The organism is uncultured Psychrobacter sp., assembly GCF_947488565.1.
Lineage (GTDB): Bacteria > Pseudomonadota > Gammaproteobacteria > Pseudomonadales > Moraxellaceae > Psychrobacter > Psychrobacter saeujeotis.
The window spans coordinates 283,996-297,420 of sequence record NZ_CANKZC010000004.1; the positions used below are offsets into that span (position 1 = coordinate 283,996).

The 13,425-nt window shown below is 43.7% G+C and carries 11 protein-coding genes; 5 read left to right on the top strand and 6 right to left on the bottom strand.

What is annotated here, in order from left to right; translation table 11 throughout:
- The first annotated feature begins 6 nt into the window (after positions 1-6).
- From hisC to Q0890_RS10495, 5 genes are all read left to right on the top strand, one after another.
- Positions 7-1,158 (top strand): histidinol-phosphate transaminase, encoded by a 1,152-nt coding sequence (hisC, locus tag Q0890_RS10475; protein ID WP_299220499.1) that lies wholly within the window; start codon positions 7-9, stop codon positions 1,156-1,158.
- A 178-nt stretch (positions 1,159-1,336) separates the two neighbouring features.
- Positions 1,337-3,691 (top strand): bifunctional prephenate dehydrogenase/3-phosphoshikimate 1-carboxyvinyltransferase, encoded by a 2,355-nt coding sequence (locus Q0890_RS10480; RefSeq protein WP_299220502.1) that lies wholly within the window; start codon positions 1,337-1,339, stop codon positions 3,689-3,691.
- Between the two features lie 254 nt (positions 3,692-3,945).
- Complete coding sequence (gene rarD, locus Q0890_RS10485) at positions 3,946-4,908, top strand: EamA family transporter RarD (protein ID WP_299220505.1); 963 nt, start codon at positions 3,946-3,948, stop codon at positions 4,906-4,908.
- A 62-nt stretch (positions 4,909-4,970) separates the two neighbouring features.
- On the top strand, positions 4,971-5,381 hold the full coding sequence (gene folB / locus Q0890_RS10490; protein ID WP_299220508.1) for a dihydroneopterin aldolase: 411 nt from the start codon (positions 4,971-4,973) through the stop codon (positions 5,379-5,381).
- The gene (locus Q0890_RS10495; RefSeq protein WP_299220511.1) at positions 5,374-5,934 is read left to right on the top strand and encodes a 2-amino-4-hydroxy-6-hydroxymethyldihydropteridine diphosphokinase; all 561 of its coding nucleotides are present in this window, start codon (positions 5,374-5,376) and stop codon (positions 5,932-5,934) included. The genes folB and Q0890_RS10495 overlap by 8 nt, the downstream gene beginning before the upstream one ends.
- A gap of 70 nt (positions 5,935-6,004) precedes the next feature.
- On the opposite strand, the gene Q0890_RS10500 is transcribed toward Q0890_RS10495, so the two are convergent.
- The 6 genes from Q0890_RS10500 to dnaE form a co-directional block, all read right to left on the bottom strand.
- A complete protein-coding gene (locus tag Q0890_RS10500; protein WP_299220514.1) occupies positions 6,005-6,451 on the bottom strand; it encodes a PACE efflux transporter in 447 nt (148 codons plus the stop codon).
- 110 nt (positions 6,452-6,561) lie between these two features.
- On the bottom strand, positions 6,562-7,458 hold the full coding sequence (cysE, locus tag Q0890_RS10505) for a serine O-acetyltransferase (RefSeq protein ID WP_299220517.1): 897 nt from the start codon (positions 7,456-7,458) through the stop codon (positions 6,562-6,564).
- 156 nt (positions 7,459-7,614) lie between these two features.
- Positions 7,615-8,058, bottom strand: coding sequence for a YtoQ family protein (locus Q0890_RS10510; protein ID WP_299220519.1), 444 nt, complete (start codon positions 8,056-8,058; stop codon positions 7,615-7,617).
- A gap of 102 nt (positions 8,059-8,160) precedes the next feature.
- Positions 8,161-8,952 carry an RNA methyltransferase gene (locus tag Q0890_RS10515; RefSeq protein WP_299220880.1) on the bottom strand — a complete coding sequence of 264 codons (792 nt, stop codon included), beginning with the start codon at positions 8,950-8,952 and terminating at the stop codon, positions 8,161-8,163.
- Positions 8,953-9,035: 83 nt separating this feature from the next.
- Positions 9,036-9,419: an Hpt domain-containing protein gene (locus tag Q0890_RS10520; RefSeq protein WP_299220522.1), complete on the bottom strand. Its 384-nt coding sequence runs from the start codon at positions 9,417-9,419 to the stop codon at positions 9,036-9,038.
- Positions 9,420-9,485: 66 nt separating this feature from the next.
- On the bottom strand, positions 9,486-13,202 hold the full coding sequence (dnaE, locus tag Q0890_RS10525; RefSeq protein WP_299220524.1) for a DNA polymerase III subunit alpha: 3,717 nt from the start codon (positions 13,200-13,202) through the stop codon (positions 9,486-9,488).
- Between the last annotated feature and the right edge of the window lie 223 nt (positions 13,203-13,425).

Genomic DNA, 13,425 nt, shown 5'->3' on the forward strand with positions numbered 1-13,425 from the left:
TAAATTATGCAGCCTACTAAATCGACAGAATCGACAAAGCTAGCGTTGTCACCGTTGACACCAGCCTACGATAGTATTTTGGAGCTAACACCGTATCAGACTGGTAAGCCTGTCGAAGAGTTGAGTCGAGAATATGGGGTTTTCGATGTAGTGAAGCTTGCAAGTAACGAAAACCCCATAGGCTGCTCGCCGCAAGTAACATTAGCGATTACCGAGCAATTAGGAAGGTTGGCACGTTATCCAGATGGGAACGGACACTATTTAAAGCAAGCGCTTTCTGATTTTACTGACATCAATATAGAGTGTATTACTTTAGGCAATGGCTCTAATGATCTGCTGGATATCCTAGCACGTGCCTTTGTAAGTGCTGATGATGTGGTAGTATACAGTCAGTATTGTTTTATCGTCTACCCGATGGTGACTAGAATGCAAGGCGCGACAGGTGTAGAAGTGCCTGCGCATCGATTTGGTCATAATTTGGATGCTATGCGTCAAGCAGTAGACGATAATCCTAATACCAAAATGGTTTTTATAGCAAACCCAAACAATCCAACAGGCACTCAGCTTCAGCATAAAGAATTGCACAAGTTTGTTGCCAGTATTCCAAGTTCGGTATTGGTGGTATTAGACGAAGCCTATATTGAATATAGCCCTGAAAGTAATAATCGTGCGCTGCTAGATGAGTTTAATAATGTGGTTATTGTCCGCACTTTTTCTAAAGCTTATGGGTTAGCAGGTTTACGCATTGGTTACGCACTAAGCTCAACTGCTGTGGCAGAGCTGCTCAATCGTATTCGCCAACCGTTTAATGTCAGCCGCGTCGGACTCGCTGGAGCAGTTGCGGCACTTGGCGATCAAGACTTTATTGAAAAGACGCGCAATACCAACCAAGAGCAAATGCATTGGTTGGAAAAGCAATTTGATGCGTTGGGATTGGCATTTATCAAGTCGCATGCCAACTTCATTATAGTTGAGATACAAGTTGAGATGGAAGATATAACCGCTATTTCTATTTATCAGGCGTTGCTAGAGCAGGGTGTTATAGTGCGTCCATTGGTAGGTTATGGTTTACCTAATTGGTTGCGTATTACTGTTGGTATCGCAGAAGACAATTTACGTCTCATTGATACGCTGCGCTCCATCTTAACCAATGACTAGGTAAATACAGTTTACGTAATACGTTTTGAAATTTAATAGGCAGTGTTTATAGTTTCGGGATGAAATATTTAATATACTTTGACGATCAATAAAAAGTACTGTTTTTGTCATTTAATTTTTATAATGCCAATCTAAATCTATGCTTAAGCTTACGTAGCGGTATGGATTGGTTTGTTCAATGAGTAATGCCGTGAGTAGCCAGCAAAACAAGCAGAAAAATAATAAACGATCGCCTTTAAACGTTAAGCCACCCCTATTTAAACAGGTTTGCGTGATTGGCTTAGGGCTAATTGGCGCCAGTCTTGCTCAAGCAATTAAAGACAATGGTGTAAGCGAGCGTTTGGTAGCGGTAGATAGGCATGTGCCAAGTTTAGAGGAAGCCATCCAAGATGGATTGCTTGATGCTGGTAGTTCTGTATTTGATGACGTGGTTAGTGGTAGTGATTTGATAGTCCTTGCGGTACCAGTACAAGCTGTACAAGCCGTGTTTGTGGATATCAAAAACGCAATGGACAGTGGACAGCTGGCCACAGACTGCATCATTACCGATGTCTGCAGTACCAAAGTCAATATCATTGAGGCTGCCAGAACTGTATTTACCTCGCTACCTATAGGGCTTGTGCCAGCACATCCGATTGCTGGTGCTGAAAATTCAGGATATCACGCTAGGCGTGCCACATTATTTGTCAATCATAGTGTCATTATTTGCAACCTACCAACGACCAATCTTTCTGCAGTTGCTAATCTACGTCAGCTATGGGAAGCAGTAGGAGCCATGGTCATGACAATGGAGGCTGAGCATCACGATGCCATATTGGCGCATACCAGTCATTTGCCGCATCTGCTTGCGTTTAACCTTGTTGAGCAGCTGGCAAGCCATGATGACAATTTAGATATGTTTCGCTATGCAGCAGGCGGGTTTCGGGACTTTACTCGTATTGCTGCCAGCGACCCCAAGATGTGGCATGATATATTTTTTGCCAATCAAAGCGCGATTGTGAGCGCTCTTGATGAGTACAGCGTCTATCTACAGGACATACGCCAACTTATCATTGATAAAGATTCAACCGCCCTGATGGGCCTTTTGGGCCGCGCGCAAGCCGCACGGCGACATTTTGGTCATATGTTAGCCAGCACCCCTTATACGGATACCCCTGCTATGTCAGCTTCTTACCTCATTACTCCTAGTAACACTGTCACTGGTACTATTGCTATTCCTGGTGATAAGTCTATCTCCCATCGCAGTATTATGCTTGGCAGCCTCGCAACAGGAGTGACCAACGTCACAGGTTTTTTGGAAGGAGAGGATGCGTTAGCGACGCTGCAAGCATTCCGTGATATGGGCGTGACGATAGAAGGCCCTGACAATGGTAAACTGACTATTCATGGTGTCGGAATGAACGGTCTAAAACCTAGCAAAACCCCTTTATACATGGGTAATTCTGGCACCAGTATGCGTCTGCTAGCTGGTATCTTGGCGGCACAATCATTTGATAGCGTATTGACAGGTGATACTAGCTTAAATAAGCGTCCAATGGAGCGTGTCGCAGCACCACTTCGCCAGATGGGCGCAGTCATTCAAAGCACTGGGCATAGTGGCACAGCGCCGCTCAGCATCACTGGCCGTGATAACGTCGGTAAGCCGCTCCAAGGTGTTGATTATGATATGCCGGTCGCATCAGCACAGGTCAAGTCTTGCTTATTGTTGGCGGGGTTATGGAGCGAGGGTACAACAACCGTTATTCAACCCGAGGTTAGTCGTGACCATACCGAGCGTATGCTGTCAGCCTTTGGTTATCCTGTGACCGTCGATGGCAATCGCATTAGCGTTGAAGGTGGTGGTACGCTGACAGGTGGTGATATCGCCGTCCCTGCTGACATCTCTTCTGCGGCCTTTTTTATGGTAGCTGCTGCTATCAGTCAAGATAGTGAATTGACCTTAACACAAGTCGGTATTAATCCTACGCGTACTGGTGTCATCGATATTTTAAAGCTGATGCAGGCAGATATTAGCTTAAGTAATGAGACCCACGTTGGTGGCGAACCAGTGGCTGATATCACCATTCGTAGTTCAAGCCTAGTCGGTATTGAAATTCCAGAGTATTTAGTCCCATTAGCGATTGACGAATTTCCTGTATTATTCGTTGCCGCTAGCTGTGCGCAAGGTCGTACGGTATTAACTGGTGCGAAAGAGTTGCGTGTTAAGGAGTCCGATCGTATCGCCGTCATGGCCGATGGGCTAAAAACCCTTGGTGTTGATTGTACAGTTACGGACGATGGCTTAATCATTGAAGGGCAAGGTATTCAAAGTCAAAATGGTGAAGTGAATAACAACCAACCTGTATTTGGTGGCGGACATATCACCTCGCATCATGATCATCGCATTGCTATGAGTTTCTCTGTTGCTAGTTTACGTGCGTCTGAACAGATTATCATTGAAGGCGTTGAAACGGTCAATACCAGTTTCCCAGGTTTTGCAGAGCTTGCCAATCAAATCGGTATGTCTATCCAAGTCGATCATAGCAAGGCATAGATATCAAAAACACCAAGAGAGTAAACGAGTTAAGAGTAAACCAAAATAAGGGTTAGTTTGAGAGATTTCTAACCCTTATATTTTATTTTGAAAATGCAGTCATCGTTAGCAATGTGTTGATACCTAAATGGGTATAACGCATTGCTTTTTACTTTTTATCCTATATGTAGTAACCCTTCGCTCTTACCAATAAACTTTTATTGTTTATAAAGATAGGTAAGGTCGTGCTTTGCTCTGATAAGTTGTCTTGCCTTATGACTACCCAAAATGTCGTCAAAAAACCAGTAGTCCCGATCAAAACTACGAGAAGTGGCATCATCACTGCACTGATCGCTTTTTGTATATGGGGCGCATTCCCTTTATATTTTAAACAGCTAGCGGCTTATAATGCGACAGAAATCATCGGTCATCGCATCGTTTGGACGTTTGCCTGTTTGTTAATCGTCGTAGTTGTGACCAAGCGTTGGCAGTGGATAGATACCTTAAAACAAAATCCAAGATGGATAGCGTTGACTTTTTTATCAGGTATTATTATTGCGACCAACTGGCTCACCTACGTATGGGCAGTCAATCATGATCGTATCCTTGAAGCAAGTTTAGGGTATTTCATTGGTCCGCTAGTTGGCGTTGCTTTGTCGATGATTTTATTTAAAGAGCGTCTGCGATCCTTACAATGGGTAGCAATTGGTTTTGCATTGTTATCTGTGGTCATTCAGGTGGTGATGCTGGGTAGCTTGCCATGGCTATCGCTCATTTTAGCCTTTAGTTTTAGTACTTATGGTACTATTCAACGCCAAACGCCTTTGACTCCTGTCGATGCAATGTTCGTTGAGACCACCATGCTCGTCCCCATCTTTATTTGGTGGTTTTGGCAAGCTGATGTGGTCAGTAGCCAGCTTGGCTTTTGGTTTACGTCAAACATTTGGCTATTAATGTTGGCAGGTCCGATCACTTTGATACCGCTATTACTATTCAATAGGTCGACAAAACTGGTCGCTTATAGCATTTTAAGCTTTATGAATTATTTGACCCCGACTTTTATTTTCTTTTTGGCGGTGTTTTATTATAAAGAACCTTTTGATTTGCATCGTTTAGTGGTCTTTGGCTTGATTTGGCTTGGTCTGTTATTATTTAGCATTGACTTATGGCGTCATCGCCCTAGTAAAGCGCTAAAAGCTGAGCGTCTACGTGAAGAAGCTTTGCAACAAGCTAAATAAAAACTGGATGTAAAGTAAGAGTCGATCACCTAAACAAAAACTTAGCAAACAAGGATGAAATCATGTTTCATACCGAATCTGATGTGGTATTTGTAAAAGGCTTAACAGTAGAGGCAGTGATTGGTGTATACGCGTGGGAGCGTGCTATCACACAGCCATTATTGATTGATATAGCGCTTGAGACGGATATAAACGCTGCCGCATTCTCTGATGATGTGAATGATGCGCTAAATTATAAAGCGGTCTGCGATGATGTCAGAGAGTGGTGTCAAGATATCAAGGCGCAATTGCTTGAGTATCTGGCTGGGCAAATCGCAGATCAGCTGCTCACAAAATATCACTGTCATAAAGTCACTTTGAGCGTTGCCAAGCCAACTGCGATTAAGCAGGCTGATGCAGTTGGGGTGCAAATCACTCGTTATGCAAAAGCCATTGAAGATAAGCCAGTTGTAAGCAAGGGCAACGATGCATAAGGTACATAATGATCTGGCTGATTTTGATTTGGAAACGTTAGAGGTTTGTACACCTGAGGCGTTGCAAGCGCAGTCCGTGACAGCAGTATTATTGGCTTTGGGTAGTAATTATCAAGCTGAGTACTATTTGCCGCGCGTTCGAAAAGGTCTGGCCATGTTAGGAGACATGCAGTTGTCTACTGCATTTCAAAATCCTGATTTTACATCGACCAAGGCGCAACCAAAGCCTGATTATACCAACCAATGTGTTTATCTTTCGCTCAAATCTGAGATGCCTTTATCACAGCTGCAGCAGACTTTTAAGCAGTTTGAACGTGACTGTAATAGACAACGTTTAACCGAGCCAACAATGGCCAATCAGATAAAAAAAGTCACCATGGACATCGATATATTGATGGTCAAACCATTCTTTATTAAGAATAGCCTAAGCCAGGAAACAGAACACAAATGGTCGAAAGAATGGATAATAATGGCAGATCGTTATCCATTTAGAGCACATGAAAAAGCGGGAGTTAAAGAATTAATTACGAGTGATATTTTTAAAGTTGGATAGATCGGTTGACGTATTGTTTGATGTGGAGAATGGTTAGCGCTGATAGCACCTTAATCTTCGTGAGCAGGCTCTATGGAGCTTTTGTGGTCATAGCAGCTTGATAGGGAGGCGTAAATACTTTGTCAAAAAGTAAAGTAAAAATAAAGATATACACTACAAAGCTAATAGTAAGAGAGACTTCCATGGTAAGAGCGGTCCATATGCCAACGCCATACCAAAACATATAAAGTGGCAAACACACTAACGTAAGTCCTCCTTCAAAGCATATTGCATGAACACTACGTATCTTAAAAGTACGGGTTTTTATTTGATTGCGTCGTTCCCAGTACTCAAAAAAAGTATTGTAAACAAAATTCCAGATAACAGCGGTAATAGCTATGATAACAGCAAGTTTCAACGACTGTTCTGTATCACTGCCACTTAATACCACTAGGATAAATGTGGTCAACATGACAGCAAATATCTCAAAAAGGGTAACATACAGCACACGGCGTTTGATAGGGCCTAATGTAATCAATGCAAACTCCAGTGTGCTTTTTTAAGCTTTTAGATTTGATAGAATGCTGTGTATAGTAGGCTTATCATATTTTTAGTTACATAAGATGTATAGCAAAGCTATAAATTAAACTAGTGCTGCTTAGCATCTGTTTCACTCATATCCTCTTTATCAATAACATCTAGATCTTCTAGGCATAGTTTGTCATATTCTTTTTGGCAAAAATTTGGGTCAATCTTACACATCGCTTTTTGCAGCTGATCTAAGCGTTTTTCAGACTGCTGGATATGATTGAGCATTTTGGCAAATGCTTCAGCGACTGGGTCTTGTGAAGTAGGGTCAATACCATAAGCTTGAAAGGCAGTAGCGCGTGCTGTGCTTTGTGTAGAGGTCTTAGATTGAGCCGCCTGCGCTGCTTTTTCCTGCTGTTTTGCATCGTCGACTTTGCTAGTGATTGGGTTGCCTTTTTCATCATGATGTTCTGAAATCATGCGAGCTGCACTACCAACCATCGTTGCACCTGCTGGCACAGGCTTTACAACTACTGCATTTGAGCCAATCTTAGCATTTTTGCCAACGGTGAATGGCCCCAAAACTTTTGCCCCAGCACCAACGATGACACCATCTTCTAACGTTGGATGGCGCTTACCATTGTTCCATGAGACGCCGCCTAAAGTGACACCATGATATAAAGTAACATCGTTGCCAATCTCAGCCGTCTCACCGATGACGACACCGACACCATGGTCAATGAAAAAGCGCTTGCCGATTTTAGCTGCAGGATGAATTTCAATACCAGTCATAATACGTGAACCATAAGACACCACGCGGGCAGCGAGCTTTTGCTCGTTTTGCCATAAGCAGTGCGCCCCGCGATGCAAAATAAGTGCATGAATGCCAGGGTAGGTTAGGATGACTTCCAGGCTGTTGCGAGCAGCCGGATCGCGATTAAATACCGCATCAATATCTTCTTTTAGGTCGTGCTTGATGCTGGCAATTGATTTGAATAAGGCGGTTGGCAATGACATAAATCATCCTATCGTATTTTTGATTACAATCTCTTTAGTTATAGCATTTTCAGAGCATAAAACATAGCGATGAGTCGTAAGTAAAAACAGGTTGCCAGTAAACAACTTATCAACCACTAACCAGTGGCGCTTTGTTTACAAGCAACCTTTTATCATTTAGCTGTCACTAATGACGTATTTTAATATCTCGACAATTTGTTCAGGCGTTTGTGCCCATGCCATGGCCGCGGCATCAACCTCTTTTAATGGATGGATAATATCTTCAGCGTGCAAGGTGATATAAGGCTTACCCAGTGCAGCACAGTAGCCAGCATCGAATGCTGCGTTCCATTGCTTATATTTGTCGCCAAAGCGAATAATAGCGATATCGCATTTTTGAATCATATTTTTGGTGCGAATCGCATTAACCTTTGATGACTTATGATCGCGCCAAAAACCATTTTCCTCTTTGCCAAGCACATCACCGGCTGCGTCACTGGCTTCATGCTCAGTCACTGCTGATGTGAAGGTGATAGCAAGACCATAATCTTTTGCCCCTTGCATAATCTTCTGTCGCCAGTCGGTATGTATTTCTCCGGACAAATAAACGTTCCAATTCATTTTAAATTCCTTTTTATGATTAAATTATATTGTTTGTAGATAGTAACACTACCGTGAATAATGTCAAAAAATCAATGCCTTAAAATTTGTATGTTACACATTTTAGTCTTTTAAAAGCTTAGCGATAAGTGCGCTTAGCAATTGATACTCTTTTTGATCAAGCTGAATGCGTGAGCCAAGTCGAGACAAACGTGAGGGCAATGATTTTAAGTTGTCACTATCAGCCAGTTTGCGTTGAACCATCAAGGCAGTAGTGCGCTCAGTAAGCTGTTGTAGTTGTTGCTGAGTAATCGCTGGCTCGTCCCATTGCTGACGTGCATAGGTGTTCAACGTCGTTTGTTCCGTCAACTCTAACATATCGTTATCAGCTTTAATATGCGCTCGCGTATAAGCAAATATAAAGCTGGCAATCACTTGGACGGCTGATGCGACGTTAAGCACGGGATAGGTAGGATTGGCATCAATCTGAATATGATAATCGGCATAAGCCAATTCCTCGTTGGTTAAACCTCTATCTTCGCGGCCAAATAAGATAGCGATATTTGGTTTACCGGTAGCAGAAGCGTTGCCGTTATTATTTGTTATATCAAAAGTAGATTGAGTATCAATAAAATCACACATGATTTTGGCGGCTTGTGTGGGTGTGACCACAGGGCGCGGTAAATGACGACTACGACTGCTGGCTGCAAACACCAACTGACAATCTTCTATTGCAGACTCTAGTGTCGGTGTTATCAAAGCCGATGATAGTAGCTCACTGCCGCCTGCTGCATGAGAAATACTGGTTTCATCAATCGGCAGCTTAGGATCGACGACTGTCAGACGTGACAGGCCCATAGTATGCATGGCCCGCGCTGCTGAACCAATGTTGGCAGGTAAAGTGGTATTGACCATGACAACTTGTAAGCAAGACAGATAATCAGCAGCGGTAAATGTTGAAACGTTGGGAGATACGGGTAAGTCAGAAGTGCTCACTATTAACTCAGTCTTTTATTGATTTCTTGTTCGACACGTTGTAATGCTAAGGCAATGTCTTCTATCAGACTTGCTTGCTGGTCAACCTTATGCTCACGGCAGCGTTCTTGTAACTTATGACTTAGCGCTATGAGCTGGGTTGCCCCTAGGTTGGCACTAGCGCCTTTTAGCGCATGGGCAATCTCGAAACCGTTGACATTGTCATTCGCTGTTCGCGCTGCACGTAGTGTTTCGATACGGTGCTGACTATCAACTATGTAAGCACGTATCAATTTTTCAAAATCTTCTTCAAACAGCTCACGCAAATCTTCGAATTGTTCATGATTGATAATACCATCATCTAAGTTTTTGTTTATATGGTCTTTTTTGGCGTGTTCTTTGGTCATTACTACCTATCCAATGTCAAAATATTTTTAAACTTTTATTTTTTCTAAATCTCTGTATTTATAGTATCAACTATAATGAAAATGCAGGTTGTCTTCAGTCACCATGCTCTTTAACTGCTGCAAATTGTCGTCATTAGGATAGACGCGCCAATGCTCAGATAACCCTACATTAGCGATACCATAACTTTCATAGATGCTCAAGCCAAGTGGTAGGCAGTTATCATTGATTGAGTCGTCGGTATTGCTCAAAGCGTTGTTGGCATAGCTGTTGCCATTTTGTTGAAGTGTATCTTGATTTATATCATTTTCTAGCGCCAACAAGTCATTACCATCTTCATCATATAAGCTACCACCCATAACAGGATCATAGACACCAGTGTTATTACTGTTGTCTTGTTCGTCCTGATCATTACTATAAGTCAAGCGCGGTGCTGGGATGATGTCAGCTTGTGCTGATTTGAGCAATGGCTGCAAACGCGTGAGTAATTGAATATCACTACCGTGTATTTTAATACTGATTTTTTTGAGCCAACGTAAGCGTGCATCTACCATGGTCATGGCATTATCAAGTCGTGCAAACAGACGGCCATCACGCTCACGGATACTGCCTTTGATAATGACCACTTCATCTACCTTTAGCTGGTCTTTGACGCGGTTAAAACGCTCGGCATAGCAGCTGACTTCTAATCGTGAGGTACCGTCATCTAAGGTAATCACATTTCGGTTACCGAAGTTGGCGATATCGATAATAAGGCCTGCAAAGTAGCAGCTGCCGTTGTAACCTGTGTCTGTGAGCTTATCGAGACGAGCGCCAGAGGTGTAGCGCTTTAATTCATCCAAATACTCATTAATAGGATGGCCGGTAAGATATAGCCCTAGTGTGTTTTTTTCTGCTTTGAGGCGGTGTTTATCACCCCAAATCAGCTCTGGTGTCATTTTCAACGGCGGCGCTGCGACCACGCCGTCCATTTCACCAAACAAATCCATCATGCCAAGTTCGTTGTTTTGGCGGTCTTGCTCAGCGGCTTGTACCGCGCTTGGCAACTGACTCATGAGCGCGCCACGAATCTCGTAAGCTTCGTCGCTTGGCAGATCAGGGCGTAATATTGCGGCAAAGTCATCAAAACAGCCAGCGCTTACTAAGGCCTCTAAAGTACGCTTATTGACTTTTTTGATATCTACTCGGCGGCAAAAATCATAGAGGTCTTTAAAAGGGCCTCCGCGGCGACGCGCATCGACGATAGACTCAACCGCACCTTCACCGACGCCTTTGATCGCTCCTAAGCCGTAGATAATGTTGGTCGGCGTATCGGCAACAAAGTGCCACTCGCTACGGTTCACTGATGGATTGACAACCGTGAGGCCAAAGTTTTCGCGGCAGTCATTAATAAAGAACACGACGTTGTCAGTATTGTTCATATCAGAGGTCAGTACCGCAGCCATAAATTCGGCAGGGTAGTACTGCTTGAGATAAGCGGTCTGATAAGCGAGCACACCGTAAGCGGCGGAGTGCGAGCGGTTAAAGCCATAACCGGCAAACTTCTCCATCAAGTCAAATACGCCGCCTGAGGTCGCTTCATCGATCCCTTGCGCGGTCGCACCAGTGACAAAGATATCGCGCTGTTTGGCCATCTCCTCAGGTTTCTTTTTACCCATGGCTCGGCGTAGCATATCCGCACCGCCCAAGCTATAGCCTGCCATGACCTGTGAGATTTGCATTACTTGTTCTTGATAGACAATAACGCCGTTGGTATTCTCGAGGATCGGCTCAAGATTGGGGTGATCGTAGATGACCTCCTCGCGGCCATGTTTACGGTCGATATACATCTCAACCATACCTGCGTCTAGCGGACCTGGACGATAGAGTGCACACATAGCGATGACGTCTTCGATATTGGTCGGTTGTAGCTTGGCTAAGTATTTTTTCATGCCCATACTTTCTAGCTGAAAGACGGCCGTGGTCTTAGCATCTTGCAACAGCTTATAAGCTTTTTTATCATCTAGTGGCAAGTCTTCTAATACTAGCGCATCGAGACCTTCTTTTGCGCGGCGCAGGTTGATGTTTTCTACCGCAGCATTGATAACGGTTAAATTACGCAGGCCCAAGAAGTCAAACTTTACCAGGCCCACATCTTCGACATCATCTTTGTCAAATTGGCTAACACGATGTCCGTCATCATCGCAGTAAATGGCGCTAAAATCAGTAATTCTATGCGGGGCAATCAGGACGCCACCAGCATGTTTACCAACGTTGCGGCATACGCCTTCAAGCTTAATCGCCATCTCCCAAATCTCAATGGCATCTTCATAATCCATATTGTCAGGGTTAGAAATCAGGTCTTTGAGCTGCGGCTCTTGCTCAAGTGCTTGAGATAATGTAATGCCGGGGGTTTTGGGAATCAGCTTGGATATTTTATTGGCCAAAAAGTAAGACTTGCTTTGTACTCGCGCCACATCACGTACCACCGCTTTAGCCGCCATCGTACCAAAAGTGATAATCTGCGAGACTGCTTCACGACCATAAGTTTGCGCCACATAATCGATCACTCTATCGCGGCCTTCAATACAAAAGTCAATATCGAAATCGGGCATTGAGACCCGCTCTGGGTTTAAAAAACGCTCGAATAATAGGTCGTAATGAATGGGGTCAAGATCGGTAATATTCAGTGCATAGGCGACTAGTGAGCCAGCACCAGAACCACGGCCAGGGCCAACTGGGACACCATTAGCCTTGGCCCAGCGGATAAAGTCCATGACGATTAAGAAATAACCGGGGAAACCCATCGATAAGATGATATTAAGCTCGTACTCTAAGCGCTCATCGTACTGTTTGCGAAAGTCACTCCAGCTGTCGTCGCGCTCTTCCACAGGAAAGAGCTTATCCAACCGATGATTGAGGCCGCGCTGCGACTCTGCGCGGAAAAACGATTCAATCGTCTCACCTTCAGGTACAGGAAAGTCGGGTAGTACGTTGATGCCAAGGGTCAAGATCACATTACAGCGGGTTGCTAAACGTAAGGTATTATTAATAACTTGTGGAATATCATCAAACAACTGCGCCATCTGTTCTTGAGTCTTCAAATATTGCTCATCTGAGTACAGTCTTGGACGATTTGGGTCAGCCAGTACATAAGAGCCTGCGATACAAACGCGGGCTTCGTGAGCATCGAAGTCTTCTTGCTCTAAAAAACGCACATCGTTGTGTGCAATGAGAGGAATATTGTGTTTGGCACCTGAGTGGATAGCGGCTTTGATAAAAGCATCTTCCCCTGAGCGATTGGTACGTTTGATAGCAAAATATAAGCGATCATCAAACTGCGCTTGCCATTCGTTTATCAGCTCATCGGCTTTTTCTGGCATAGAGCCGAGTAAGGCCTGGCCGACGTCTGATCTTTCACCGAACAAGACAATAACGCCTGCAGCGTGCTCTAGAATATGACTGCGCTTGATAATGGGTACGCCGTGATTATCAGGATCGGCGCGGCCTTCGGTAAAGCCTAGAGATACGATGCGGGTGATGTTTTGATAGCCCTCGTTGTCCATAGCCAGCAGGGTAAGCCTTGAGTCTTCATCATCCATAATGACTTCACTACCAATGATGGGCTTGATACCAGCGCCTAGGCAGGTACGATAAAACTTCACTGTGGCATAAAGGTTGGATAAATCAGTTAACGCCAGCGCACATTGATTATCGGCAGCAGCAGCTTTGATAAGCGGCTTGATGCGCACGATAGAATCGGTGATTGAATATTCGCTGTGAATGCCAAGGTGTACAAATGCCATAGAAGACTCTTACTAATGCAATCGAAAGAAGATGAGCTACCAAGAAAATAATTTGATTATTATCAATGATTTGAATAGGTTTTTTAAAAGTAGTTAGAAGTAAATAGGGCGTTAATAGCCTTATTTATTCACTTTAAATTTAGCTGCTAATAATAGCATTATTTGGCACAGACAACCACTGATTCAGCTACTAGGTGTTACAAGAGAAAGAATGAAATCGGTT

What these genes read in the sequence shown, in the direction of transcription:
- hisC (WP_299220499.1), top strand. Translation starts at nt 7, where the DNA reads ATGCAGCCTACTAAATCGACAGAATCGACAAAGCTAGCGTTGTCACCG.
- Q0890_RS10480 (WP_299220502.1), top strand. Translation starts at nt 1,337, where the DNA reads ATGAGTAATGCCGTGAGTAGCCAGCAAAACAAGCAGAAAAATAATAAA.
- rarD (WP_299220505.1), top strand. Translation starts at nt 3,946, where the DNA reads ATGACTACCCAAAATGTCGTCAAAAAACCAGTAGTCCCGATCAAAACT.
- folB (WP_299220508.1), top strand. Translation starts at nt 4,971, where the DNA reads ATGTTTCATACCGAATCTGATGTGGTATTTGTAAAAGGCTTAACAGTA.
- Q0890_RS10495 (WP_299220511.1), top strand. Translation starts at nt 5,374, where the DNA reads ATGCATAAGGTACATAATGATCTGGCTGATTTTGATTTGGAAACGTTA.
- cysE (WP_299220517.1), bottom strand. Translation starts at nt 7,458, where the DNA reads ATGTCATTGCCAACCGCCTTATTCAAATCAATTGCCAGCATCAAGCAC.
- Q0890_RS10510 (WP_299220519.1), bottom strand. Translation starts at nt 8,058, where the DNA reads ATGAATTGGAACGTTTATTTGTCCGGAGAAATACATACCGACTGGCGA.
- Q0890_RS10515 (WP_299220880.1), bottom strand. Translation starts at nt 8,952, where the DNA reads ATGGTCAATACCACTTTACCTGCCAACATTGGTTCAGCAGCGCGGGCC.
- Q0890_RS10520 (WP_299220522.1), bottom strand. Translation starts at nt 9,419, where the DNA reads ATGACCAAAGAACACGCCAAAAAAGACCATATAAACAAAAACTTAGAT.
- dnaE (WP_299220524.1), bottom strand. Translation starts at nt 13,202, where the DNA reads ATGGCATTTGTACACCTTGGCATTCACAGCGAATATTCAATCACCGAT.